Below are 24,857 nucleotides of genomic sequence, written 5' to 3'. Positions count from 1 at the left end.
GCCTGATTCCGGGCGCAGCGGCGGCTCCTCACCTCGCCGTGCGGCGCCCGGGAATGGCTGGCGACCGTGCCATGGCCGGTGTGTGGCGGCGGGACAGCTCAACCGGCCGTCAGTCGAACGTGGCGAGTTCGTCCAGCAGATCCGCGGCGCCGCGCAGGCTCCGGGCGACCTGGCGCAACCGCAGGGCGCGGAGGTCCGTGGCCTGCGCCGTGACGTCCGGCCCGGTCAGGGCCTCCAGCGCGAAGCTCGCCAGCAGCGCTGGATGGACGGCCAGGGGCACCTCGGCGCGCCCGGCCCGGGCGTCGGCGGCCAGGGTTCTGATCTCCTCGGCCAGCTGATGGGCGAGGAGATGCACCGGCGCCATCCGGTCCGCGTCGTCGCGAGATCCGCAGGCGTGGGCCGTACTGGTGTGGGCTGCACTGGCATGGGCTGCACTGACGTGGGCTGCACTGACGTGGGCTGCACTGACGTGGGCTGCACTGACGTGGGCCACTCCCGCCCGGGTCGGCCACCGCCGGGCAGGATGCGCATCCTGAGGCAGGTCGGCGACCGCTGCCGCGGCGGGATCCGGCGGCACGGTACCCACGGCCGCGAGGCTCAGCGTCGCGGTGGCCACGTCACTCGGGCTCCGGCGTGTCCTTGGCATCTTTTCCTCGTTGTCGTGGAAGCGTCTGATCCGCAGGCGCATATGGCGAGAGGTGCCGGGCCGTCGACTCCCGGAGCCGGCGGGGTCCTGTTTCGGGTCGGCGCCCGGGACAACACCGGTAAAATTCCTTCCGRTTCCTGCCAGAAGATTTCGGGGCAGCTGCCGGGAATTGCGGGCGCCGGCGGCCCGGCAGCATCTTTCGCCAGCCTGGCAGCCTGCCGGTTGGCGGGCAACAGCTCCGGCGCAGTCTGGGACGGTGGGACAAATGATCGGCCCTGACCTGCTGTAACATGGCCCGCCGGGACGCGGATCGGGCCGGCGTGAACTGGTGGTAACAAGCGGTTCGCGGTCCGACACGGGGTGCATATCAGGTGGAGGCCTGCGCGGATGGCATCGCCCTCCGAGGAGCTGGGTGAACTCCTCGCAGCGCTGAAGAAACGTAGCGGTCACAACTACGAATGGCTTGGCCGAAAAGTCAACGCCAGCAAATCCACCGTGCACCGCTACTGCACCGGCCGTTCGGTGCCGTCGGAATTCGGTCCGCTGGAGCGCATCGCCAGGACGTGTGGCGCCGACAGCGTCGAGATAGCACAGCTTTTTCGGGCGTGGGAGCGCGCCACCGCAGCGTTGCCGGGCGCGGACGGTGCTGCACCGACGCGGGCTTCCTCCCGGGAGCAGGCTGGTGGTTCCAGGACCGCGGAGAGTTCCAGGGATCCTGGGAGCGACGCGGGCGCCGGGGCACCCGCACCCGCACCCGCACCCGCGGACCAGGAGAGCGGTGAGGATCTCGGGAGCGCCCAGATCCGCCGGCCCGCCGAGATCGCGGGAAACGGCGGCGAGCTGGCCGCGCCAGCGCCAGCGCCAGGCACGGAGCCGGATCCCGAGCCGGATCCCGAGCCCTCGCCCCCCGCAGAGCTTCTGCCGGCGCTCCGGAGCCCCGCGGTCGCGGCTGTGTTCCGGCTCGCGCGGCGCCGCGGTAGGCGGGTGGTCGTGCTTGGTGCCGTCGTGGCGCTGCTCCTCGGCGCCGTCGGCATCGCCCTGGCAGTCGCACCGGGCGACGAGGCCCGCGCCGGGCCACTCGGGCCGCCCCTGGCCAGCGGGGCGAACTGGGCGCTGTCAGCGGTGTTCTCCCCGGACGAGCAGCTCATGGCCACCAGTAACCGGACCGGCGAGGTACGGCTGTGGGACGTCTCGGACCGCGGGGTGCCCAGGCGGCTGCCGCTGGTGCTCACCGGTCCGCTCGACGGCGTGACGTCGATCGTCTTCTCGCCCGACGGTCGGATGCTGGCTGGCGGCGACTGGCGGGGCACCGTGTGGCTGTGGGACGTCACGGACCGCAGCAGACCGGCAGTGGCCGGGCGGTCACTGGCCGGGCACACCGGCCCGGTGTGGTCCGTCGCGTTCTCCGCCGACGGGTTGACGCTCGCCAGTGGCAGCGACGACCGGACGGTGCGGTTGTGGGATATCGCCAGCGCCGAGCCGACGCAGCTTGCGCAGCTCACCGGCGACACCGCCTACATCACCTCGGTGGCGTTCTCGGCCGACGACCGGATCCTCGCCGCCGGTGGCAACAGCCGGGTCCTGCTGCTCTGGGAGGTCACCGACCGCACGGCGCCGCGCCGGCTGCGTCCGGAGGTGAGCCTGCCCGCTCCCGGGTACGCCGTGGCGTTCTCCCCGGAGGGGCGCACGCTGGCTGTCGGCGACGGCGACGGCGCCGTGCAGCTGCTGGACCTCACCGATCCGAAGGCGCCCCGTCTGCTCGGCCGGCCGCTGACCGGGCACACCAACCGTGTCTGGACGGTGGCCTTCGCGCCGGACGGCCGCACTCTGGCCAGCGGCAGCTTCGACCGCACGGTCCGGCTGTGGGACGTCGCCGATCCCGCCCGGCCGGCGCCGCGCGGAAGGCCGCTGGAGGGCCACGGCGGGTGGGTGCTGTCGGTGCGGTTCGCCCCGGACAGTGATCTGCTGGCCAGCGCCGGCGCCGACCGGACCGTCCGGTTGTGGTCGACGCCCTGAGCGGCCGTGTCTCGTCCCGCGCCGCCCGCGCCGGGCTCAGTGCTCGCCGCGGATGAGCAGCGGAATGTCGTGCGCGTAGTCGACGACGGTGGTGCCGGCCTGGTAGGCGACCCGGGCCACGCCGTCCGGGCCGAACGCGGTGACCTGGGAGCCGTGCGGCACGACCCGGGCGCCGTCGGGGTCCTGCCGCGGCGGCGCGAGCGGTACGCCCAGCTGGCCCGCCAGCCCGACGACGTCGTCCCATGTGCCGGTGACGCCGATGAAGGACGCGTCGAACTGGCCGAGCCACCGCCGCACGGCTGCCGGGGTGTCCCGCTCGGGGTCGGTCGCCACGAAGACGACCTTCAGGTCCTCCCGCTGCGCCGGGGTGAGCAGGGAACGCGCGGCGGCCAGGTCGGCCATCGTGGTCGGGCAGATGTCCGGACAGCTGGTGAAGCCGAAGAACACCATGGTCACCTTGCCGGCGGTGGCGGCACGCAGGTCGAAGGGGTTGCCCGCAGCGTCGGTCAGCGTGGTCGTCGGCTTGGGCACCGGCGTGGTCAGCACGATGCCGCGGACGCCGGCGGCGCCGTCGACCTGGCTCAGGTCGACGGGCGCGGCGGTCGGGGTGCCTGGCCCCGAGCCGCACCCGGCCAGGGCGACAAGCGCCAGGACCAGGACCAGGACCGCCGCCGCACGCCGGTGCGGGTCAGGCCGCCCGGCGGGCGAGCTCGAGCGCGTACTCGGGCCACCACTGCCCGGCCGGCGGCCCGCCGTTGCAGGTCCCGTCGGATTCCCCCGGTACCTTGATCCACAGGAACGCATCGACACTCGCATCTCCGGTCTGGGTGGTCGGGAGCACCCCGAGGCCCCTCCCGGGCGGATTGCACCAGGCGCCGTCCGGTGCCCGGTCCCGGCCGTTGCGGGAGGTGTCGACGACGAAGTGAACGCCGCCGCCGAGGGCCGCCGAGATCTGCCGGCCGTAGGCGACCTCGCTCGCCGTGTCGTCGAAGTTCGACACGTTCAGTGCGAACCCCCGGGTCTGGTCGACACCGGCCGCGCGCAGCCGGGCGGCCGTTTCGGTGGCGCTGTGCCAGCCGGCGTTGCCGGCGTCGAGGTAGACGGTCGCCCCGGCGTCGGTGAGCGTGCCGGCCGCGTGGCGGAGCAGGTCGAAACGCGCCTGCCGCCCGGTGGGGGTCAGGCAGTCGACCAGGGAGATGCCGTCGGGTTCCAGGATGACGATGGCCGGGCTGCCCCGGACGCCGGCCGCGAAGGCGGCGATCCACGCCCGGTACCCCTCCGGTCCGGACGCGCCGCCGGCAGAGTAGCTGCCGCAGTCGCGGTCCGGGATTCCGTAGGCGACGAGAACGGGCAGGGCACCGGCCGCGCGGATCAGCGATACGTGAGCCCTCACCCGGGCCGTCAGGACCGCCGGCTCCGCGTCACCGAACCAGCGTGCGGCCGATCCGCCGGCCACCCGGGCCATCAGGGCCGCGTCCGCGGGGGCGGTGGCGCGCAGGTTGCGGGCGGCGGTGGCCGCGTCGCTGGTCGGATCGACGTGGAACCGTGCGCCGGCGACGGGGTTGCCCCCTGCGCCCGGCCGCCCGCCGGCGGGGATGGTGCCGGGGGCTGTCTCCCGGGGAGTGCCGGGGGACGAGGCGGCAGCGGTTGCCGGTGCCGGTGCCGCGGCGGAGGAGGCCGGTGCCACTGCCGCCGGCGGGCTGTCGGACGGTACGGCGGCGCGCTCGGGGCTGCGCTCGGGCTGGTCTGGCGAGGAGTCCGCGCGGAGAGTGCCCCGGCGCTCGGCCGGCCCGTCAGCCGTGAGGTAGGCATCCGCTCCGCCGTGACGGGACAGCGGCCCGGCACCGGTCCACAGGGAGAAGCCGGCGATGACCGCCACCACCGCGGCGAGCGCCACCCACCGCCGCGGCCGTGGATGCCGCCGGCCAGCGCCGTGGCGGCGCGGGCGCCGCTGGCCCGGCGGGGCCGGGGAGCTCATCGGGTCGAAGGACATGTCAGGCCGCGTTGCGGACGAGTTCTTCCGCCTGCGCCGGCCACCAGGTGCCGGCCGGCGGGTTGCCCCGGCCGCACTCGCCGTCACTGGCGCCCGGCGTCTTGATCCACAGAAAGGCGTCCGCCAGCGGGTTTCCGGTTGCGGTCGTCGGGGCCTGGCCCAGGCCCCGGCCCGGCGGGTTGCACCAGGCGTTCGCCAGGCCGTCCGCCGGCCCCCGGCCGTTGCGGGAGGTGTCGACGACGAAGTGGGAGTTGCCGGTCAGACCGGAGATGGCGGTTCCGCGGGCCACCTCGTCCTCGGTGCGGTAGTAGTTGGACACGTTGACCGCGAATCCGCGGGCGCGGGCGACCCCGGCCCGCAGGAGCCGTTCGGCGATGGTGGCGGGGGCGGTCCAGCCGCAGTTCGCCCCGTCCAGGTAGACGCTGGTGCCCCCCAGACCGGCGTAGACGTCCACCGCGTCGTTCAGGAGCTGGTATCGCTCCTCCTGCAGGGCCGGGTCGAGGTTGTCCAGCTGGCCGAGTGAGTCCGGCTCCAGGATGACGACGGCGTGGCCCGCGCCGATGCCGGCGGCCACCTGGCGGGTGAACGCCCGGTAGGCGGCGGCGTCGGCGGCACCGCCCGCGGAGAAGCCCGCCCCGGCGTCACGGTGCGGGATCGCGTAGACCATGAAGACCGCGGTGGCACCCGCGGCCCTCGCGGCTTCGCCACGCTGGCGCACCGCCGCGGTGACGTCGGTCAGCCAGTCCCCGACCGGGAAGGCTGTGGGGGTCCGCACGAGCGGCTGGATCAGGCCGGCGTGTGCCGGGTTCGCCCCGGCCTCGCCCGCGGCCTGGCTCGCCGGGTCGGTGAGGAACGGCTCCCGCGGGGCCGGGGCGGTGGAACCGCCGGCCACCGCCGCCGGTGGTGCGGCGGCGCCGACCGCGCCGGCGCCGCCGGCACACGCGGCTGAGGGGGCACCGGCGGCGTTGAGAACCGCCACGGTCGGCCGCGCCGGGGTACCCGACCCACCGGACCCACCCGGCCCGCCCGACCCGCAGGCGGCGGCGAGGACGGAGAGCAGGAGCAGCGCCGTCAGGAACCGGACCCGCATGGCTCGGCCCGCCGGCCCTGCCACCTTCACAGCCGCCCTCCGACGTTCGTCCGGCGATTCATCCCGTGACCTCATCCGACCTGCACCCAGGTCGCCACTGACGGGACACCGGCACCGTTGTCGACAAAAAGCATGTACCAGTCCGGTGGCAGCAGGTTCGGGTTGTCCGGCACGCCGACTGTGACGGTGCCGTTCGCCTGGCCGGTCACGGGCAGCGCCACCGATCGTTGCTCGGTGTCGGTGACGTGGGTGTAGGCGCCGGGCCGGATCAGCCGGACCTTGGCGACATCCTGCGAGACCGACAGACTGATCGTCGAGCCGCGGGTGACGGCGGACGGCGCGGACCGGATGACGGGCCGCTCGCCCCGGTACAGGTAGGGCGGCGTGTAGATCTCGATCCTGGTCTCGAAGAAGTTGTCGTCGCTGAGCGGGTTGGACCCGAACACCGCGACCCGCCCGTCCGCCAGCAGCAGGTAGCTGGTGTGGTAGTCGCGGCCGACCAGTGGATCGGCCGCCGGGGTGAAGGTGTTGGTGTCCGGGTGGTAGAGCTGCGCCGTCCGCGAGTCCTTGCCGCGGTAGGCCGTCGAGCCACCGGAGACGAGCACCGTGTCGTCCGGCAGGATCACCACTCCCGGGTAGCGTTTGGCGACCTCCAGGTCCGGCCCCCGTTCCCAGGCCGGGTTCGGGGCGTCGAGGTCGGCGATGGCGGTTCGGTCGGTCGCGACCTGTGTGTCTCCCACGCCGCCGCCGCCGAGGAACATGACCCGCTGGTCCTGGGCGGGAGGCAGGAGCACGGTCCCGGCGGTCTCGTTGATCTCCGGGGAGGGTAGTCCGTCCACCGGCTGGAAGCTGTTGTCGGCCAGGCTCCACAGCCCGGGCTGACGTGCCTCCAGGGACGTCGGCCCGTAGCCCCCGTTGGCTCCGGAGAAGAACAGCCGCCCGTCCGCGGCGAGCAGCAGTGACGGGTAGGTCGGGAACTCCTTGTACAGGTTCGGATGGTTGATCCAGCTCTGGGTCGCCTGGTCGAACGACTCGGTGTTCCCCGGGTCGATCGCGCCGTTCTCGTCCAGCCCGGAGACCGCGACGACCGCGCCGTTGGCGAGGGTGACCAGCGTCGGGTACCAGCGGGCGTGGTTCAGGTCACCGGTCTTCTCGTAGCGCTCGGTCCGCGGGTTGAAGACGTAGGAGTCCCGGAGACCCTGGTACTCCTTCTTCTCGCCGTCCGGCGAGTCCTGCGCGAGCACCTCGTAGGCCTTGGTGCCGCCGGCGATCAGCAGGTTGCCGTTCGGCAGGAACGCCTGGCCCGCGCAGAAGACGTCCCACGGGGTGTGGACCTTCTCGAACGTGTTCGCGGCCRGGTCCCACAGCAGCGTCTCGAAGCGCCTGGCGTCGAACGCGGCCTGGTCGTTGCCGGAGCCGGCGATCAGCAGCACCTTGCCGGTGCGCAGCAGCGCTGCGTGCACCGACCGGGAGCCCGAGTCCGCGATGATGTCCCACCGGCCGAACTCGCTCATGTAGGACTGCTGATGCCAGCGCCACTGCTGGTAACGCGCCGACGCCCAGCTCCCCACGAACGGCCCGTTGCCGGCGATGAGCACGGCTGCGAGGCAGCAGATCTGGATGATGCGGCGACGGCGGGTACCGGTGATCCTTTCCGTCACCATCAGCCGAGTTCCTCCAGTAGACCGTCGGGTGAGACGCGGCGGCGCCGCGGGTGCAGACGCAGGGTGACGTCCTCGGTGTAGACCGGAGTGGCGGCCTCGGCGGCCTTGGTGGCCTTGGTGGCCTTGGCGGACCTGCCGGGGGCGGGGGCGGGGCGGCGCAGGGTCACCGTCGTGGACGGCTCCGGGCCGTCTCCGGCCTCGGCGCCGCCGCCGCCCGCACCGGTCCGGCCGCCGGGGCGGTCCGGTCCGTGGCGGCGAACGGCTGCCAGCAGCGGTGGCGCGATCAGCACGGTGTCGCTGTCCACGTCGTCGGCATCCGCCCTGGACGCCGTGCCGACCCCGGCGAGCTCCAGCCGGTCCGTGGCCTCGTCATCCGGGTCGTAGCCGCCGGGCCTGTCTGCCCGGCCGGCTGCGGCGCCAAGCGCCACCAGACCGGACAGCGTCTCGTCGTCCCCGTGGTGGTCGGGGTACGGGGGCGAGCCGGTTCCCGGCCACGCCCCTGCGGGCACGGGGGGCGGCCGGCTGGCCGTGCTGCCTGAAGTCGGGGCGGTGGCGTCCCGGCCGACGCGCTGCGGCGGGATGTGCGTTGCCGGCAACGGGTTCGGCGCGGTCGCGCGGCGCGGCGCGAGGACCGGCTCGATCATCCACAGCCCGATCGGGATGAGGCAGGTGACCAGCGAGAGCGACGCCCAGATCATGTTCGCCGGGTAGACGCGGCCGAGGCTCGCCGCCACGGCGATCGCCGCCACCGAGACCGCCGCCCAGAACAGGTGCTTGCGGAAGGTCATCAGCCGGTCGGGGCTGGCCGCGTCGCCCTTCGGGGTGACCACGAAGCCGAGCTTGCGGCGGAGCACCGCGCCGACCAGGGCGGTCGAGTAGAAGGGCATGCACAGCACCGAGACGAAGATCCCGTTCATCCCGGCGCTGCCGGGCTCCTCGTGCGGGCTGACGTTGAAGCGGCGCAGCCAGAAGTAGAGCAGCAGCCGGGCCACGAAGACGTCGATGTACAGCGCCAGCCAGTAGTTGACGTTCACGGTGACACCGGTGGAGCCGAGCGCCATGTAGCAGATGGTCAGGATCGTGCCGAGGATCCAGGTCATCGCGACCGTCGGGTAGTGCAGCATCAGCGTCGAGTAGTGCAGGCGCGGGCCCCAGTCGAGAGCCTTCAGTCGCCGCGGCGCCTCGGTGACCATCACCTCGTTCGCGCCGCGGGCCCAGCGCAGCTGCTGGCTGAAGAAGTCCGTCCAGGAGGTCGGTCCTTCGCCGACCGCGACGACGTCCGGGGTGTAGACGGACGTCCAGCGGTGGCCGGTCGCCGGGTTGCGGGCGCCGTGGACGGCGAACGAGGTGGCGAGGTCCTCGGTGATCGAGTCCTGGAAGCCGCCGATCTGGCGCCAGGTGCTCACCCGGTAGGCGTGGTTGGTGCCGACGAACATGCCGCAGGCGAACCGGTTCGCGGCGCGTTGGATCACCGAGTGGAACATGTAGTTCTGCGCCTCGGCGCCGCGGGTCAGGTAGTGCCGGAAGTTCCCGTAGACCTGCGGGCCGACCACGAAGGCGACGTTCGGGTCCCGGAAGTACCCGAGCATGCGCTCGGCGTAGTTCGGCAGCGGGATGTGGTCGGGGTCGACGGACAGGACGACGTCGTAGCGGTCGCCGTGGAGATCGAGCCAGGAGTTGTGGTTGCCGTGCTTGGTCTTCGCGCGGAACCGCCCCTTGCGGGTGTTCCAGTGGTCGACGCCGTTGCGGGTGAAGTGCCGGACCCCGATCTCCCGGCACATCGCGCGCACCGCCGGGTCGTTGCCCTCGTCGAGCAGCCAGACATCGATCGGGCTGCCGTAGCGGATGTTCCGGGCTGCGATCAGCGTGTCCCGGACGACGTCCAGCGGCTCCTTCGACGGGACGATCGTGGTGGTGAACGCGACCCGCAGCCCGGGGGGAGGCGTGACCGGGATCGGGTCCCGCATGAGTGTCGCCGACCAGCACAGGATCACCGAGTTCAGCAGGCGGATGCCCTCGGTCACGACGATCAGCCAGAACATGATGTGGTTCCCGACGGCCACCGCGGTCGGGAGGTAGCGCGTTTTGGGGAAGTGCTGTGGCTGGATCAGCCAGACGAAGAAGAACGACGACAGCACCAGCGTGACCACGAGCAGCGGGAGCACCTGRCGCAGCGCGGGGCCGGCCATGACGCGCCGGTAGGCGACGTGATGGGTCCTGCCCGGCGCGGGCTCCTGCAGCGGGCCGGCGAGCGTCGAGAAGGTCGCGTAGTCGTACGCCACGTCACTGGGCCTCGGCGCTGGTCTGCCCGGTCTGCAGGGTCTGCAGGGTCTGCCTGGTCCGTCCGCCGGCCGGCCGGTCGAACGCCAGCCAGACGATCCCGGCGACCAGCAGGAGGACGCCCGCGCCGAGGCAGATCCACAGACCTGTCGCGGTACCGGTGGTGACCGTGGGACTGTCCGTCTGGAACGTGCCGATGCGCAGCCGTTCCAGCGTCCGGCCGATGGGGTCGGCGGCGTGGGCCCGGGTGGCGGTCACACCGATGATCACCGCCCCGGCGGCCGTCGGTGCGAGGCTCACCCAGCGCCGGCTGCCGCCGGGATCTGCCGTCAGCATACTGATCAAGCTCGTCAGCGCGAAGGCGAAAACCACCTGTCCGCTGGGTGGAAGATCCCACCCGGACCGGGTGACGACCAGCAGGTGCGCACCCCGGTCGGAAAGAGTCGCCTGAACCCAGTGATCGAATGATCCGAAGACCGCGGCGACGCCGCCGAAACCGCACGCCCATACCGCCGCTGTGACGACGCGCTGCCCTGGCACCGGCGCGGTACGCCACCGCGCCCGATTCGGTGCCCGGGTATCTGGCCGAAGGTCTGGTGAGCTCTCCGCTCGGTCCGCGAACACGCCATCCTTTCCGCAGGTCGGGTGTTGCCGTGACACGATGCCACAGGGGCGGCAGCTGGCTCGAGGCAGGCCCCACGATGGTTTTTCTATCTGAAAGAACGACGGTGGACCGGCAGACGGGAAGAATCTCTCTGTTCAGGTCATGGTCTAGTGTCGAGCGCGGTCGTCGCTRTCCCGGCCGTACCTGTGGCCTGCCAGGAACAGGTCATCTCGGCATTCACGTGAGGGTTCTGGTGTTGCTTTCTGGCGTCCTCCGGGCGTTGTGGATTCGGTGCGGCCCGACGGGAGAATGTGTCTGATGAAGCAGCTGGCCCATGCCGTCGCGGGCGCGGCGCCCACAGCCACGCCCACGCCCACGCCCACGGCGACGGCGACGCGGCGCGGGCGTCGGCGGCGGCGTCTGGCAGTGGTGTGTACCGGCTCACTGCTCGCACTGCTGCCGGGATGCTCCGGTGGGTCCGCCAGCCCGAGCGTCCCCGCTCCGCCGACGGCGACGGTGTCGGCTGCCCCGCCGGCCGCGGCGCCGGTGCCCGGAAGTGCCACCACCAACGGGGGAAGCCCGCTGGCCGGCCGTGCCCTCCACGCCGTGCCGGGCGTGCAGGCCCAGGTCTCGGCGGACGGCATCCGTGCCGAACGGCCGGCCGACGCCGCGCTGCTGGACCGGATCTCCAGGACGCCGACCGCGATCTGGCTGGGGACCTGGAACGCCACCGCCGAGGTGAGCGCCAACGTCCGGGGCATCGTCGCTGGCGGCCGGTTCGCCGGCGCGACTCCGGTCCTGGCCGTCTACCGGCTCCCGGCCCACGACTGCACGACGTACCCGACCACCGGCGAGGGCTCGCCGGACGCCTATCGAGCGTGGATAGCGCAGGTCGCTGCGGGTTTGGCGCCCGGGCCCGCCGCCGTCATCCTCGAGCCCGGTGTGCTCGCCAACCTGAACTGTCTGCGCCAGCCGGACGTGGAGATGTCCTACCAGCTGATCAGGGAGGCGGCCGGGGTACTGACCCGGGCCGGGACGGCCGTGTACCTCGACATCGGCAGCGGGGCCACGCTCTCCACGGTGGAGGCGGCACGGCGGCTGCGCCTCGCCGGTGTGGCCGACGTCCGCGGCTTCGCGCTGAACACCTCCCGCTTCGCCCCCACCGAGACGATGCTCGACTACGGCGAGGCGGTGGTCCGCCAGCTCGGGACCAACACCGGCTTCGTCGTCGACACCAGCCGCAACGGTCTCGGCGGGGCTGCCGGGGGCGACGTGTGCAACCCGGCCGGGCGTGCGCTCGGGCCGCTGCCGACCACCAACACGGGCCGGGCGGCCGCGGACGCACTGTTGTGGATCAAGATGCCCGGAGAGTCTGACGGCACGTGTAACGGCGGGCCGCAGGCCGGAACCTTCTGGGTCGACTATGCGGTCGGGCTGGCCCGCCGGGCGGGCTGGTGACGTTTCAGCTCGCCGATTCCGCCGATCCCGCCGAGAAGCATGCTGCCGACCTAAGACTGCCGGGGTGATCGCTGTCGTTTCGGTCGGGAGGCGCGGAAACACGGCCCGTACGTGAGGGTTGGCGCCGACCCTTACTGAAGGGCAGGTTTTCCACTCCAGTGAACAGGGTGGATTGCCCATCTCTCACGGAAGGGTGAGTTGGCGGCTCTTACGGAAGGGTGGGTTTCCCGCCCTTACGAAACGGCCGGGTTGTAGCCCTCGCTCGGATGTGGTCGCCGTAATTCGATGGTGGGGTGGAAGTTGCGTCCGCGGGCGCTCGGTGGGCGACGTCGCCGGATCTGCAGAGCCGCCGGTCGTGTGCACATCGCGATGTATCCCTTTCGTAAGGGTTCGACTCTGGCGGCCCTTTGGCATTCATTCGCCGCGGCCGGTGGTAGCTTTCCGCGCCATAAGGCTTTCGTGGATACGACAGGGCAGGGTGGGCCGTTGTGCTGAGTTCGATAGCACCGCACGAGCGCGTGCCGGTGTACCGCCCGTACCTCGGGGCGGAGGTCCAGCAGGCCGCCCATCGGGCGCTCGCGGCCGGATGGCTGGGCATGGGCCCGCTCACTCGGCAGTTCGAGGAGGGCATCGAGAGCTTTCTCGGGCTGTCGGGGCGCCGGGCGGTGTCGACGAACTCCTGTACCGAGGCGCTGCACCTCGCCGGGCAGCTGATCGGGCTCGGCCCCGGCGACGAGGTGATCTGCCCGGCCTTCACCTATGTCGCCGGTCACCAGGCCATCAGCCGCACCGGCGCCGACGTCGTGCTCTGCGACGTCGACGACACCGGGCTCGGCATCGATCCGGCCCGGGTCGCCGAGCTCGTCACGGAACGCACCCGGGCCATCCTCGCGGTGGACTACCTGGGCCTGCCCTGCCGGCTCGACGAGCTCGTCGAGCTCGCCCGCCGCCACGACCTGCGCGTCATCGAGGACGCGGCGCACGCGTTCGGCTCCCGCAGCGATGGCCGGCCGATCGGCTCCTTCGGCGACATCACCTGCTTCAGCTTCGGCCCCGTCAAGATGATCACCACGCTGGAGGGCGGTGCGATCATCACCCCCGATCCGGCGGACGTCCAGGCCCTGCACGAGCTGCGCCACCTCGGCATCAACGCGGACACCGACGCGCGCTACCGCAGCCAGCGCAACTGGGAGTTCGACGTCGTGCGCCAGGGATACCGCTGCCACCTGGGCTCCGTCCCGGCCGCGATCGGTATCGCCCAGCTGGACCTCGTCGACGAGTTCATCCGCAACCGGCAGGACTACTGCCGTCGCTACGACGACGGCCTGCGCGACCTCGGTGAGCACCTGACGTTCTTCGACACCGACTGGAAGGACGTCGCGCCGTACATCTACGTGCTGCGGCTGCGGGACGGATCCCAGCGCCCCGCCCTCATCCGGCATCTCGCCGACCAGGGCATCGCCACGGGCATCCACTTCCTCGGCGCGCACGAGTTCAGCTTCTACGCCGGCTCGCGCCGTGGGCCGCTGCCGGTGACCGAGGCCGTGACGCAGCAGGTGCTCACGCTCCCGCTGCACCCCTACATGGATGACGGCGTGGTCGACCGGGTGATCCGGGCCGTGCACGCGTTCTGGGAGGCGTGATGACCACGACCGCTGCCGACACCGTGACCGCTGCCGACACCGTGACCGACGATGCCGCGGCGCTGCCACGTCTGAGCGTCATCATCAGCTGTCGCAACAGCGCCACCACGCTGGCCCAGACCCTCGAGTCGATCGCGGCGCAGGCCTATCTGGGCTGGTGGGAGGTGGTCGTCGTCGACAACGGCTCGACCGACCGCACCGCGGACGTCGCCCGCGGATTCACCGGGCGCCTGCCCAACCTGCAGGTGGTGCGGCCGCCGGATCCGGGCCACCAGGCTCATGGTGTCAACCACGGCATCGCGCACAGCTCCGGTGCGGTGATCGTCTTCCTGGACAGCGACGACATCGTCGGGCCCGACTACCTGATCCACATGGCGCGTGCCATGACGAAGCACGGCTTCGTCGGCGCCCGGGTGGACGTCGACCGGCTCAACCCGCCCGCGGTCCGCGCCCGGCGCCGCATGCTGCAGGGCGCCGGAATCGACACCTACTGCGGGTTCCTGCCGGCTGCGATCGGCGCCGCGATGGGCGGCCGTCGCGACGCGATCGACGCTGTCGGCGGGATGGATCCGGAGCTGCCCACCCAGCACGACCTGGACGTCTCCTGGCGGATGGCGGCGAAGGGCTATCCGACCGTGTTCGTGCCTGACGCAGTGTTGCACTACCGCTACCGTGTCACCGCGCGTGACATCTTCAGGCAGGAGCGCGGCTACGGCTTCGGTGAGGTCGCGCTCTACCGCAAGTTCCGGGCGGACGGGATGCCCGGGCGCTCCCTCCCGCAGTTCGTGGCCTTCCTGGCCCGGCTGGCCCTGGCCCTGCCCGGCATCCGGACGGCGCAGGGCCGGGCCCGGGTCGCCACGATGGCGGGCATGCTCCTGGGCCGGATCGAGGGCAGCATCAGCTACCGGCAGCTCTACCTCTGAGCGGCTGCCACCTGCATCCAGGTGCCCAGATGTTGTGCCGGTGTTCAGGCTGAGGCCGCGAGGCTGGGCGCAGTCCCGTAACTTCCCTGCTCCAGCGTTCGTCCTCCAGACAGAACCGGAGGTGCAAACACGTGCGAGTACGACTGCGCACAGCTGTGGCCGCAGTGGCGGGTGTCACCCTCACCGCCGTGGCGATCCCGGCCGCGAGCGCCGGGTCCGGCGGCCAGGACGGCCGCGGCGGTCCGAGCCATCACACCGACTACCGCCGGGCGGCCGACCCGACCTTCGAGCTGATCGGGAGCTACCGCACCGGGCTCGCGGACCCTGCCGAGGGAGCGACCTCGGGCGAGGTCGCGCACTTCGCCGACGGACGCCTCTACGTCACGAACGCCACCGACGCCTCGGTCGACATCGTCGACGCGCGCAACCCGGCCGCGCCCCGGCTGCTGCGCCGGATCGACCTCTCGGCCTACGGCGAGACCGTGACCAGCGTGGCGGCGGGCCGCAACCAGATCGCGGCGGCGGTCGAGTCGGACACGGAGCCCGGCAAGGTCGTCCTGTTCACGCCGGACGGCGGGGACCTGCGCGCTGTCGCCGTCGGCGCCGGCCCGGACATGGTCACCTTCACTCCCGACGGACGCCGGATCCTGGTCGCGAACGAGGGCGAGCCCTCGGGCTACGAACCCGGTGACGTCGACCCGGCCGGTTCCGTGAGCGTCATCGACCTGACGCCGCGCCAGCCGAAGGTGACCACGATCGGCTTCCAGGACTTCGACCCCGGTGCCCGCCGGGCGAAGGAGCTGCCGGCCGGCGTGCGGGTGTTCGGTTCGCCGCTGCCGTCGCTCGACCTGGAGCCGGAGTACGTCACCGTCTCCGCCGACGGCCACACGGCCTGGGTCTCGCTGCAGGAGAACAACGCGATCGCCGTGCTCGACCTGAAGCGGCTCACGGTCAGCCGCATCAACGCGCTCGGCTTCAAGGATCTCTCCGCCCCGGGTAACGGCATCGACGCGAGCGACCGGGACGGCGGGATCAACATCCGCACCTGGCCGAACATCCTCGGCATGTACCAGCCGGACGCGCTGGCGGCCTTCAGCGTGCGGGGCCGTGGCTACGTCCTGTCCGCCAACGAGGGCGACGCGCGCGAGTACGACGGGCTGGTGGAGGCCGCGCGGCTGCGTTCGACGACCACCGACGCCTCGTTCGGCCCGGCCCGGGCCGACACCGCCGCCGGCCGGCTCAACGTGACGACCGCGACCCCCGGCCAGCCGTCCGGGCAGTCGAAGGCCTACGCCTTCGGCACCCGCTCGTTCACGGTGTGGGACGGCTCGACGGGCACTCTGGTCGCCGACAGCGGTGACCAGCTGGAGCAGACGATCGCCGCGGCACTGCCGGCGAACTTCAACTCCAACAACGACGAGAACACGTTCGACAACCGCAGCGACGACAAGGGCCCCGAGCCCGAGGCGGTGGCGGTCGGCGAGATCAACGGCCGCACGTTCGGCTTCGTCGGCATGGAGCGGGTCGGCGGATTCGCCGTCGTCGACCTGAGCAACCCGAAGGACCCGGAGATCGTGCAGTACCTCAACAACCGGGACTTCACCCTGACCGACACCGTGGGCCCGGACAGCGGACCGGAGGTCATCGACTTCGTCGACGCCCGGAACAGCCCGACCCACCGGCCGCTGGTGATCGTCTCCAACGAGATCACGGGCACCGTCAGCCTCTACGGTCTCGCCGGCCGCCGCTGACAGTTCCGCACTCCCGCAGCCGGGCCGCCCGCGGCACCGCGGCACCGCGGAAGCGCTGTCGCAGCGCTCGCAGCGCTGTCGCGAGACAACGCCCGCTCAGGCTCGCCTCGGTGCGAGCTTGAGTGGGCGCTGCGTGGGCAGCTCGTCTGCATGGCCGAAGTCACCAACGAGCCGGACCCGCGCCTGCTTGGCGCCTACCTGACCGACCATCTGACGGGTGCGGCCGCGGGCGTCGACCTCGCCCGCCGCATCGCCAGGGAGCACCGGGACATGCCCGCCGGCCCGGCCCTGGCCGACATGGCCGCGGACATCGCGCAGGACCGGGCTGTCCTGATCCAGATCATGAGCGATCTCGGTGTTCCGCGCCGGCGCCACGCGTTCCTGCTCGGCAGGCTCGCCGAGAAGGTGGGCAGGCTCAAACCGAACCGCAGGCTCTGGCGACGGTCACCGATGAGCTCGGTGGTCGAGCTGGAGAGTCTGTGGCTCGGCGTGAACGGCAAGTCCCGGCTGTGGCGGACGCTGCGCAGTGCCGCGGTCGAGGACGACCGCCTGGAGGCGGGTTTCCTCGACCATCTGTGTGACCGTGCGAAGGCGCAGGCCGACGAGATCGAGGCGCTGCGCCTGCGGGCGGTGGAGGAGGCCTTCGCCGTCCCGGCCCGCACCCGCGGCCGGACCGGTGGCCGCACCGGCGGCCGGGCGAACGGATGAGTGCCGGGCGGGGAGTGGACGCGCGGGGAGTGGACGCACGATGAAGGCGGCCGGTGGCAGCCGGACGGCCGTGCTCGTCTGCCAGGGGCGGGCGGCCGCGGACGGGCTGGCCTCACCCGGCCGCTTCGCCGACCCCGTCGCCGTGGAGCTGCTGCGGGACGACGAGCGTCGTCCCGTCGAGCAGGTGCGTGCGAACACACCGCCCTCCACCTGGCTGGAACGCCTCGAGTACGAATCGGTCCGGGCCTGCGCGGCGATCGCCGTGCCGCGGACGGTCGCGATCGACGACGCCGTCCGCCACCACCCGAGTGCACAGGTCGTCATCGTCGGTGCCGGTCTCGACACACGGGCGTGGCGCCTGCCGGAGCTGGCGGACCGGGCCGTCTTCGAGGTCGACCACCCGGCCTCGCAGCGGGACAAGCGCGAGCGGGTCGCCCGGCTGCCCGAGCCGGCCCGACCGGTCCGACCGGTCCGACCGGTCCGGTTCGTCCCCGTGGACCTCGCCCGGGACCGGCTCGCCGCCGCTCTCGCCGCCGCCGGGTACCGCCGCGACCTGCCCACCACCTGGATCTGGGAGGGTGTCGTCCCCTACCTGACCCGTGCCGAGGTCGAGCGGACCACGGCCGCGCTCGCCGCGCTGTCCGCCCCCGGCAGCCGGCTGATCGTCAACTACCAGGCGCGCCGGCCCGCGATCGCGGTCGGGCAGCTGATCTCCCGGGCGGCGTACCTCGTGGCGGGGCGGCGCAGCATGTGGGCGAACGAGCCCTGGCGCTCGCTGTGGACGGCGACCGCCATGGCGAACCTGCTGCGCCGCCACGGGTTCACGGTCGGCAGTGACGACGACCTGCTCGCGGTCGCCACCCGGCTGCCGGCGTCCACCGCCCGGCGGGCCTCGCTGCGCAGCGGCCGCGTCGCCGTCGCCGACCGGCCGGGCTGACCGGTCGGTCAGGCGCGACTCAGGGCGAGGACCGGGATGGTTCGGACGCCCGCCGTCTTCTCCTCGTACTCGGCGAACCCGGGGTAACGCCGTGCCTGCTCGGTGTACAGCCGGTCCCGCTCGTCGCCGGTGACCTCGCGGACGCCCACGCGGTAGCTGTCGGTTCCACGCTCGACGCTGGTCTCACCGGCCGTGGTCAGGTTGTGGTACCACTGCGGATGGGCGGTCTGCCCGGCGTTGGAGGCGAAGACGTAGATCGTGTCGGCGTCATCGTCGTCCGGCAGGTACATCACGGGGCTGATGTGCTCACGGCCGCTCCGGCGGCCCCGGTGGTGCAGCAGCACCAGCGGTGCGCCCGCGAAGTTTCCTCCCACGCGCCCCTCGTTCGCGCGGAACTCGGCGATCACCTGTGCGTTCCAGTCGTTCGCTGCTGTCACTGCGTTCCCTCCCGGTATCCCACGGGTGATGCCCTGGCTGGTCAGGTCCATCCTGCGGGGATGGCGGCGCCCGCGTCGCGCGGGGGCAGGCCGGACCGGCGGCGGGGTCGGTGCGGACGTTGGCGGGTGGCGGCGGGGGACGTCCGGCATAGTCGATCGGGTGGCGGGGCCGTCGCTCGATCGCGGCCGGCGCCTGCCGGTGGTGACGACGGGTGCGGAAGGGGCTGGTGGTTCATGCCGGCGGGCGGGTCCGAGGGGGGACGGCCGCGGTCCCCGGCCGGCGAGGCGACCGCGGGGGCGCGTCGCCGCTCGTACGAGAGCCCGCTGCGCCGTCAGCAGGCCGCGCTGACCCGTGAGCGCATCCTGACCGCCGCGGTCGAGATGGTGCACGGCTTTCCGACCTGGGACTGGGGCGCGCTCACGATCCGCGCGGTGGCGCGCCGCGCCGAGGTCAACGAGAGCACCATCTACCGGTACTTCTCGAACGAGCGACGGCTGCGCGACGCGGTCATGCAGCGGCTGCAGCAGGAGGCCGGTGTCGACCTGGAAGGTCTGCGCCTGGAGAGCTTCGGCGACGTCATCGCGCGCATGTTCGACTATCTGGCGTCCTTCCCCGCCGCCCAGCCACCGCCGGACGAGCCCACCTTCGCCGACGTCGACAGGCGCCGCCGCGCCGCGCTCGTCGCCGCTGTCACCGAGGCGGCGCCGGGCTGGTCCGAGGAGGAGGCGGCGGTGGCCGCCGCCATGCTGGACGTCTTCTGGAACGTCCCGTCCTACGAGCGCCTGACGGTGACCTGGGAGTTCGACGTCGCCCGCGCGACCCGGGCCGTGCACTGGGTGGTCCGCACCCTGAGCGCCGCGATCCGCGCCGGCGACGGCCCCGATGGCCCGGACGGTCCGGATGGCCCCGATGGCCCGGCGACGAGCTGACATCCCGTCCACCGCCGGATCAGCGACCCCCTGAGGCACGGCCGGTTCAGGCGGCGTGGCGCCAGGCGTCCGCGAGCGCGGTGAAGCTCGCCTGGCGTCGCGCCCGGTCCAGGCTCGGGGTGACGACGACGATCTCGTCGGCCTGGGCCGCGTGCCTCATGTCGAGCAGCCGCTCGGCGACGGCCTTCGGCTCCCCGGTCACCATCCGGCCGTCGTCCTGGCGGTCGGCACGGAACCGCGCCGATCGGGCGAGCCCGCGGACGTCCTCCGGGCGCAGCGGTTCCCGCACCCCGCGGCTGATGTTCTGGATGGTCAGCGTCCACGCCGCCTCGAAGTCGAGGACAGCCTCCTCGTCCTCGCTCGCGAAGGCCAGCACCGACATCGCCGAGTAGGGTTGCGCACCGTCGTGCCGCGGGGCGAAGTCGCGCCGGTAGGCCCGGAGCGCGTCGAACGCCAGCTCCGGGCTCATGTGGTGGGCGAACACCGCGCTCAGCCCGTTCACGGCGGCGAACCGCGGCCCGTAGCCGCTCGACCCCAGGACGAACAGCTCGGGCTGCTCGTCGACCACCGGCGCCGCCACCAGCCGCGCGTACGGATGATCGGCCGGGAAGCCGTCGTCGAGGAACGCGAGCAGCTCGCCGACCTGCCCCGGGAACTCCGCTCCCGCGTCGGCGGCGACGCCGCGGCGCAGCACGTGCGCGGTCAGCGGGTCGGTTCCCGGCGCCCGGCCGAGCGCCAGATCGACCCGCCCCGGGTACATCGCCACCAGGGTCCGGAACATCTCCGCGACCTTGAACGGAGCGTGGTTCGGCAGCATGATGCCGGCGGCACCGACCCGGATCCGGGACGTCAGCGCGCCGACATGCGCGGTCAGCAGCTCCGGGGCACTGCACGCCAGACTCTGCATGTTGTGGTGCTCGGAGACCCAGTACCGCCGGTAGCCGGCCGCCTCGACGGTCTGCGCGACGGCCACCGCGCCGGCGATCGCCGCGGCCGGGCTCTCCCCGTGCTCGATGCCGACGAAGTCGAGCACGGCCAGTGGAAGCGAACCTGCAACGACAGTCACGTCCACGTCAATTCCGCTCCGCCCGGCGGCATTCCCCGGCGGCCGGCGGTCGGCCCGGCTGCTGGCCCGGCTCAGGAACGCAGGACGTCGGCGAGCTCCGGCCGGACGAGTCCGTCCAGCTGGTCCCAGGGCGCGAGAACGCTCTGCGGCCCGAGCACGTACGGCAGCTCGGCCACGATCACCACCAGGCCCTGCGGGTTGACGACGAACTGCCGGTAGTTGACCGGGTCCGGGTCGGTGACGCCACCGGTCGGGCCGTCGGGGAAACGCCGGTCCAGCTCGGTGCGGACGATCGACTCCAGCCTGCGCAGCCCCGCGGGCGTCGAGGTGAAGACGTCCTCGATGGTGACGCGGGCGCCGCTGCGCAGGTCGAAGACCAGGCCGCTGGCCAGCTCGGCGGGGTGCGCCGCGCCGGGCGGGTAGCGGTCCCCGCCGAAGGACAGCGCGAGTACGTGCGCGCCCACGTGGGGGTTCCCCGCCGTCAGGGTGAGGGACTCGTACGCGGTCTGCGCCTTCTCGTCGCGGACGTAGTCGGCGATCGCCGCGTTCACCCGACCCACCACCGTGGCATCAGGCCCCGACAGCACCGGGACGTCGGCCCGGAACGAGGCCTCCGGGTCGACCCGCCCCTCCTCATGCCGGATCGTGATCTGGTACTCCGCTGCCTGCGGCCCGCCGGACGGATCCGGGGCGGGGGCGCTCGGCTCGACGGGAGCCGCGCTCGGCTCGGTAGTAGCCGCGGTCAGGCCGACCCCGGCCTCCGGGCCGCAGCCGGTGAGGACGGCGGCGCAGGTCAGGACCAGGCCGGCTATGGCGACCGTCGCCGACGTGGCGGTGGTGGAACGTTGTCTGCTGAGCACCGGCTGATCGTGGTCCGAGACGGCCCCGTGCGCTGGAGCGGAGACGACACCGCGTCGGTCGGCTTCCTGACGGCTCCCGCGGAGCCGGCCTCACAGTGACCGATCGAAGGATGTCCGGGTCAGCGGCACGGTGGGGCGAACGGCACGGTCCGGAAGGCGTCCCGCCACTCCCGTTCGGTGATCAGGTTCGCCGGGTCGGCGCAGGCCGCCCCGGTGAGCGCGGCCGGGTCGACCGTCCAGAGCCGGACCGATCCGTCCCCGCCCGCGGAGACGATCGTCCGCCCACCCGGGACGAACAGGGCGGCGTTCACCGCCTTCGTGTGGCCGTGCAGGTCGGTGAGTGGCACCGGGCTGGTGGCGACGGAGACGTCGGTGAGCCGGACGACGGCGTCCTCGCTGGCGGAGACCAGAAGGCCACCGCCGCTGTCGGTGCCGAACCCGACGCTGGTCACCCCGCCGACGCCGCCGGGTGTCGACCCCAGCTCGGAGGTACCCGACGGCGTGAGCGCCCACAGGCGCACCGAGCCGTCGAGGCCGCCGGCGGCGATGGTCGAACCGTCGGGGGAGAACACGACGGACTGCACCGTCCGCCCGCTGCCGCGCAGCGCCGGGCGCGGGTTCGGCCGCGCCGGATCGACGACGTCCCACAGCCGGACGGTGCCGTCGTCGCCGCCGAACGCCAGCAGTCCGCCGTGGGGCGAGAAGACCACCGAACGGATCCCGGCGGTGGCGCCGTCGGCCACCCACCGCCGCTGCGGACGGCCCGGATCGGCGACGTCCCACAGCGCGACCTGCCCGTCATCGCCGCCGGAGGCGAGCGTCGCCCCGTCCGGGGAGAAGGCCACTGACCGGACCCGGTCACGGTGGAACGTGAGCGTGGCCAGCGCGCGCGGCCGACCGGGCTCGGTGACATCCCACAACCGGACGTCCCCGTTGCCCGCGCCGGCCGCCAGTGTCGTCCCGTTCGGACTGAACGCCACCGTGTACACCCAGTCACCGACACCCGTGACGGTGTCGACGTGTACGGGGTTGGCGCCGTCCGTCAGGTCCCACAGCTCGACCGTCCCGGTGTCCGTGCCAGCGGCGAGCAGACGCCCGTCCGGCCGCACGGCGGCGCTCAGCAGACGGCTGCCGAGCGTCACGGCCAGCGGGTCGACGTCCGCCGCGAACAGGCCGACCATCGCCCGGCGGGTAGCGGGTGCGTCCGGCGCCAGCTGGTAGGCGGCGAGCGCGAGCCGGCGGGCCAGCGGCCGGTCCTGGTCCTGCAGCCGCAGTGCCCGGCCCGCGACCTGCTCCGGGGTGTTCGTCCCCGCGGGCTCACCGCCCCGGCCCAGAACGACGAGCACGACCGCCGCGACGGCCACCGCCAGCACCGCCGCGAGCACACCGAGCAGGCGCGGCCCGGCCAGCCCGCGCGGCCCGGATGCGCGGGCCCTCCCGGACGGGCGGGACTCCCCGGACGGGCGGGACTTCCCGGAGGTGTGGGGCCGCCCAGCTGCTGCGGCCGGACCGGCGGGCCCGGCAGCACCGGCCGACCCCGTCACACCGGTCGACCCCGTCACACCGGTCGACCCCGCGGCACCGGTGGATCTCGCCTGGCCGGTGGACTTCGCCGCGCCGGTGGCGGCCGCGGTACCGGAGGCCGCCGCACCGGAGGACGCGCGCCGACCAGGCTTCGCCGGGCCGGCCGGGGAGCCGCTGCGCCCGCGGCCGGGGGCTTCCGGGCGCTGCGCGACGGCATCCGGGGAGAGCATCGTCGGCAGTGTCAGGTAGGGCGGCGGCGTTCCCGCGGCGACGGTGACCGTCTCGTCCGCGGCCGCGGAGTCCGGCCGGGGCAGGATGGTCACCGGTGTCGGCAGGGATGTCGGCGACGGCGTGGACACCGGCTCGACCAGCGCCGCCACCTCCGCCAGCGGCGGCCCGACCGGCGACGCGGTCTCGGTCATGCGCAGGTCGAGCAGCTGGGCGTAGAGCTCCTCGGCGGACGGCCGTTCCTGCGGATCCTTGCGCATCGCCTCCTCGACCAGCGGGCGCAGCGAGTCCTCGAAACCGTCCAGCACGGGATGGTCGTTGGCCGCCCGGTACAGCAGCGCGGCGGGCGGGCCGCTGCCGAACGGGTAGCGGCCGGTGCCGGCGTAGACGAGCACACCGCCCCACGCGAAGACGTCCGCCGCGGAGGTGATCACGCCGCCGCGGGCCTGCTCGGGCGCCATCAGGGCGGGCGTGCCCACCGGATGTTCGCCGGTGAGGGCGGAGGTCGTGTCGAGCGCACGGGCGATACCGAAATCGATCACCTTCGGGCCGAGCCGGGAGAGGACGATGTTGCCCGGCTTGAGGTCGCGGTGCACGATCCCGGCCCGGTGGATCGCCATCAGTGCGGTGGCCATGCTGGCCGCGAGCTGGTGCAGCTCGCCGTGGCTCAGCGGCCCGCGGGCCCGCACCGACTCCGCCAGCGTCGGCCCGTCAACGAACTCGGTGACCAGGAACGGGACGTCGCCGGTCACATCGACGTCCAGGACAGCGGCGGTGCAGAACCGGGCTACCCGGCGCGCGCTGTCCGCCTCCCGCTTCAGGCGGTCCCGGAACTCGGGACGGCGGGCCAGGTCCGGGCGGATGAGCTTGACCGCGACCTGCCGGCCGGCACGGTCGACACCGAGGTGGACGGTGCCCATGCCGCCAGCGCCCAGGCGCCGCAGCAGCCGGTACGGCCCGACCTCGTCCGGGTCGGGCCCGTGGTCACCCGCCATCGACCGCCACCGCCACCGCCACCGCTACCGCGACCGCGGCGTCAGCCGCCCCGGCCGGACCGCGAGGCCGCCGCCGGCCAGGAAGAACAGCAGCAGCAGGGACGGAGTGGAGGCACTGGTGTGCGCGGAGACCAGCATCATCTCGACGCCGGAGCCGAGCCGGATCCCGCACTCGGCGTCGACCTGCCGGTAGCCGGGCCGGAAGCTCGCGAAGCGCACGACGGTCTCGAAACGGCCGTCCTGGTCGGCGACGGTACGCCCGACGAGCTCTCCGCCGGCGGTCAGCGTGGTCTCCGCACCGGGCGTGCAGCCGGCGCCCTGCGCGTAGAGGAGGTCACCAGCGGACAACACGTACCGGTCGAAGCGCAGCTCCCCGGGGACCGGCACGCGGGCCACCGGCACACCCGGCCGCGGTGCCGGTGAGCCCGGCGCGGCGATCGGTGTGCACACCCCGAGGACCCGCACGGTGCCGTCCGGGCAGGCCGCTGTCACCGCTGTCACCGGTTCGGCGCAGCTGGCCCCGACCGGCACCGTCACCCCGCCCGGGCAGAAGATCCGCCCCGGCGGGCAGCCGGCGGTGGACGTGGCCGAGGAACCATCCCAGCAGGCCACCAACGACGGCCGGGCGGGAACCGGCCGGGGACACGACTCACCCGGCCCCACACTCACCGGGCTGTTCGGGCACTGGACCCGTTCGACCGGGCAGTCGGCCGCGGACGGGGCACGCGACCCGTCGGCACAGCGCACCCCCTGGTCGCCGCCGCCACCACCACCGGTGCCGCCCCCGGCCCCACCACCCCCGCTGCCGCCGGTACCGCCGGTACCGGGGCTGCCGCCCGCGGGCGGGCTGGCGGAGGGGCCGGTGGGCTGCTCGCTGGGCGGCGGGCAGCCCGGGATCGGCACGTCGTCCATGGGCCCGCCCGGACCAGGGCAGACGACCGGCCCGCTGCTGGCGCAGCTCCCGTCAGGCGCCGCCGTGGAGCGCGGCCGCCAGCGCGGGCGGCACGACGGCTCCGGGGAACCGCCCTCGCCCTCACCCGGGCTCGTGGACGGCGAGGGCGCCGGGGCCTCCGGCGTGGTCGTCGGAGGGTCGGGCGTCGCCAC

Annotated in this window: 20 protein-coding genes; 8 read left to right on the top strand and 12 right to left on the bottom strand. The window is 73.2% G+C overall.

All coding sequences use genetic code 11. The features are described 5' to 3' along the window. Window positions 1-109: 109 nt before the first annotated feature. Entirely contained in the window at window positions 110-646 is a 537-nt protein-coding gene (locus CC117_RS17850) for a hypothetical protein (protein WP_131803089.1), read from the bottom strand. Window positions 647-1,033: 387 nt separating this feature from the next. Between CC117_RS17850 and CC117_RS17845 the strand changes: the two genes are divergently transcribed. Continuing rightward, complete coding sequence (locus CC117_RS17845) at window positions 1,034-2,662, top strand: helix-turn-helix domain-containing protein (RefSeq protein ID WP_071085599.1); 1,629 nt, start codon at window positions 1,034-1,036, stop codon at window positions 2,660-2,662. Between the two features lie 36 nt (window positions 2,663-2,698). Here the strand turns inward: CC117_RS17845 and CC117_RS39175 are convergent, their stop codons facing one another. From CC117_RS39175 to CC117_RS37060, 6 genes are all read right to left on the bottom strand, one after another. Next, window positions 2,699-3,193, bottom strand: coding sequence for an SCO family protein (locus CC117_RS39175; RefSeq protein WP_241830211.1), 495 nt, complete (start codon window positions 3,191-3,193; stop codon window positions 2,699-2,701). A gap of 157 nt (window positions 3,194-3,350) precedes the next feature. Further along, a complete protein-coding gene (locus CC117_RS39170) occupies window positions 3,351-4,655 on the bottom strand; it encodes a glycoside hydrolase family 6 protein (protein ID WP_198541896.1) in 1,305 nt (434 codons plus the stop codon). A 1-nt stretch (window position 4,656) separates the two neighbouring features. After that, on the bottom strand, window positions 4,657-5,775 hold the full coding sequence (locus tag CC117_RS17830) for a glycoside hydrolase family 6 protein (RefSeq protein WP_071085597.1): 1,119 nt from the start codon (window positions 5,773-5,775) through the stop codon (window positions 4,657-4,659). Window positions 5,776-5,816: 41 nt separating this feature from the next. Beyond that, window positions 5,817-7,409, bottom strand: coding sequence for a galactose oxidase-like domain-containing protein (locus CC117_RS17825; protein ID WP_198541895.1), 1,593 nt, complete (start codon window positions 7,407-7,409; stop codon window positions 5,817-5,819). Then, entirely contained in the window at window positions 7,409-9,691 is a 2,283-nt protein-coding gene (locus CC117_RS17820; RefSeq protein ID WP_071085595.1) for a glycosyltransferase family 2 protein, read from the bottom strand. Before CC117_RS17820 ends, CC117_RS17825 begins: the two co-directional genes overlap by 1 nt. A 1-nt stretch (window position 9,692) precedes the next feature. After that, a complete protein-coding gene (locus tag CC117_RS37060) occupies window positions 9,693-10,025 on the bottom strand; it encodes a hypothetical protein (RefSeq protein WP_131803088.1) in 333 nt (110 codons plus the stop codon). 586 nt (window positions 10,026-10,611) lie between these two features. Here CC117_RS37060 and CC117_RS17810 point away from each other — a divergent pair. The 6 genes from CC117_RS17810 (at window position 10,612) to CC117_RS17785 (ending at window position 17,713) form a co-directional block, all read left to right on the top strand. Beyond that, a complete protein-coding gene (locus tag CC117_RS17810; protein WP_071085591.1) occupies window positions 10,612-11,751 on the top strand; it encodes a glycoside hydrolase family 6 protein in 1,140 nt (379 codons plus the stop codon). Between the two features lie 488 nt (window positions 11,752-12,239). Next, window positions 12,240-13,394, top strand: a complete 1,155-nt coding sequence (locus tag CC117_RS17805; RefSeq protein ID WP_084132311.1) for a DegT/DnrJ/EryC1/StrS family aminotransferase — start codon at window positions 12,240-12,242, stop codon at window positions 13,392-13,394. After that, complete coding sequence (locus CC117_RS17800; protein ID WP_071085587.1) at window positions 13,394-14,317, top strand: glycosyltransferase; 924 nt, start codon at window positions 13,394-13,396, stop codon at window positions 14,315-14,317. Before CC117_RS17805 ends, CC117_RS17800 begins: the two co-directional genes overlap by 1 nt. A gap of 131 nt (window positions 14,318-14,448) precedes the next feature. Further along, window positions 14,449-16,068 carry a choice-of-anchor I family protein gene (locus CC117_RS17795; protein ID WP_198541894.1) on the top strand — a complete coding sequence of 540 codons (1,620 nt, stop codon included), beginning with the start codon at window positions 14,449-14,451 and terminating at the stop codon, window positions 16,066-16,068. Between the two features lie 150 nt (window positions 16,069-16,218). Further along, a complete protein-coding gene (locus tag CC117_RS17790; RefSeq protein ID WP_071085585.1) occupies window positions 16,219-16,776 on the top strand; it encodes a hypothetical protein in 558 nt (185 codons plus the stop codon). 40 nt (window positions 16,777-16,816) lie between these two features. Then, complete coding sequence (locus CC117_RS17785) at window positions 16,817-17,713, top strand: class I SAM-dependent methyltransferase (RefSeq protein WP_071085583.1); 897 nt, start codon at window positions 16,817-16,819, stop codon at window positions 17,711-17,713. Window positions 17,714-17,721: 8 nt separating this feature from the next. Here the strand turns inward: CC117_RS17785 and CC117_RS17780 are convergent, their stop codons facing one another. Next, window positions 17,722-18,150, bottom strand: a complete 429-nt coding sequence (locus tag CC117_RS17780) for a nitroreductase family deazaflavin-dependent oxidoreductase (protein ID WP_071085581.1) — start codon at window positions 18,148-18,150, stop codon at window positions 17,722-17,724. 234 nt (window positions 18,151-18,384) lie between these two features. On the opposite strand from CC117_RS17780, the gene CC117_RS17775 reads away from it, so the two are divergent. Then, window positions 18,385-19,080 (top strand): TetR/AcrR family transcriptional regulator, encoded by a 696-nt coding sequence (locus CC117_RS17775; RefSeq protein ID WP_071085579.1) that lies wholly within the window; start codon window positions 18,385-18,387, stop codon window positions 19,078-19,080. A 46-nt stretch (window positions 19,081-19,126) separates the two neighbouring features. On the opposite strand, the gene CC117_RS17770 is transcribed toward CC117_RS17775, so the two are convergent. The 4 genes from CC117_RS17770 to CC117_RS39150 all read right to left on the bottom strand — a co-directional run bounded on the left by CC117_RS17770 (window position 19,127) and on the right by CC117_RS39150 (window position 24,665). Next, complete coding sequence (locus tag CC117_RS17770) at window positions 19,127-20,146, bottom strand: LLM class flavin-dependent oxidoreductase (RefSeq protein ID WP_071085680.1); 1,020 nt, start codon at window positions 20,144-20,146, stop codon at window positions 19,127-19,129. Window positions 20,147-20,217: 71 nt separating this feature from the next. Then, window positions 20,218-21,006, bottom strand: a complete 789-nt coding sequence (locus CC117_RS17765) for an RsiV family protein (protein ID WP_071085577.1) — start codon at window positions 21,004-21,006, stop codon at window positions 20,218-20,220. Window positions 21,007-21,125: 119 nt separating this feature from the next. Next, window positions 21,126-23,753: a WD40 repeat domain-containing serine/threonine protein kinase gene (locus CC117_RS39940; protein ID WP_071085576.1), complete on the bottom strand. Its 2,628-nt coding sequence runs from the start codon at window positions 23,751-23,753 to the stop codon at window positions 21,126-21,128. A gap of 24 nt (window positions 23,754-23,777) precedes the next feature. Continuing rightward, entirely contained in the window at window positions 23,778-24,665 is an 888-nt protein-coding gene (locus CC117_RS39150; protein ID WP_241830209.1) for a hypothetical protein, read from the bottom strand. Window positions 24,666-24,857 lie beyond the last annotated feature (192 nt).

The organism is Parafrankia colletiae, from assembly GCF_001854655.1.
In the GTDB taxonomy this organism is placed as follows: domain Bacteria; phylum Actinomycetota; class Actinomycetes; order Frankiales; family Frankiaceae; genus Parafrankia; species Parafrankia colletiae.
This window is presented reverse-complemented; position numbering and strand designations above follow the sequence as displayed.

What these genes read in the sequence shown, in the direction of transcription:
- CC117_RS17850 (WP_131803089.1), bottom strand. Translation starts at nt 646, where the DNA reads ATGCCAAGGACACGCCGGAGCCCGAGTGACGTGGCCACCGCGACGCTG.
- CC117_RS17845 (WP_071085599.1), top strand. Translation starts at nt 1,034, where the DNA reads ATGGCATCGCCCTCCGAGGAGCTGGGTGAACTCCTCGCAGCGCTGAAG.
- CC117_RS39170 (WP_198541896.1), bottom strand. Translation starts at nt 4,655, where the DNA reads ATGTCCTTCGACCCGATGAGCTCCCCGGCCCCGCCGGGCCAGCGGCGC.
- CC117_RS37060 (WP_131803088.1), bottom strand. Translation starts at nt 10,025, where the DNA reads ATGCTGACGGCAGATCCCGGCGGCAGCCGGCGCTGGGTGAGCCTCGCA.
- CC117_RS17810 (WP_071085591.1), top strand. Translation starts at nt 10,612, where the DNA reads ATGAAGCAGCTGGCCCATGCCGTCGCGGGCGCGGCGCCCACAGCCACG.
- CC117_RS17800 (WP_071085587.1), top strand. Translation starts at nt 13,394, where the DNA reads ATGACCACGACCGCTGCCGACACCGTGACCGCTGCCGACACCGTGACC.
- CC117_RS17790 (WP_071085585.1), top strand. Translation starts at nt 16,219, where the DNA reads ATGGCCGAAGTCACCAACGAGCCGGACCCGCGCCTGCTTGGCGCCTAC.
- CC117_RS17785 (WP_071085583.1), top strand. Translation starts at nt 16,817, where the DNA reads ATGAAGGCGGCCGGTGGCAGCCGGACGGCCGTGCTCGTCTGCCAGGGG.
- CC117_RS17775 (WP_071085579.1), top strand. Translation starts at nt 18,385, where the DNA reads ATGCCGGCGGGCGGGTCCGAGGGGGGACGGCCGCGGTCCCCGGCCGGC.
- CC117_RS39940 (WP_071085576.1), bottom strand. Translation starts at nt 23,753, where the DNA reads ATGGCGGGTGACCACGGGCCCGACCCGGACGAGGTCGGGCCGTACCGG.
- CC117_RS39150 (WP_241830209.1), bottom strand. Translation starts at nt 24,665, where the DNA reads ATGGACGACGTGCCGATCCCGGGCTGCCCGCCGCCCAGCGAGCAGCCC.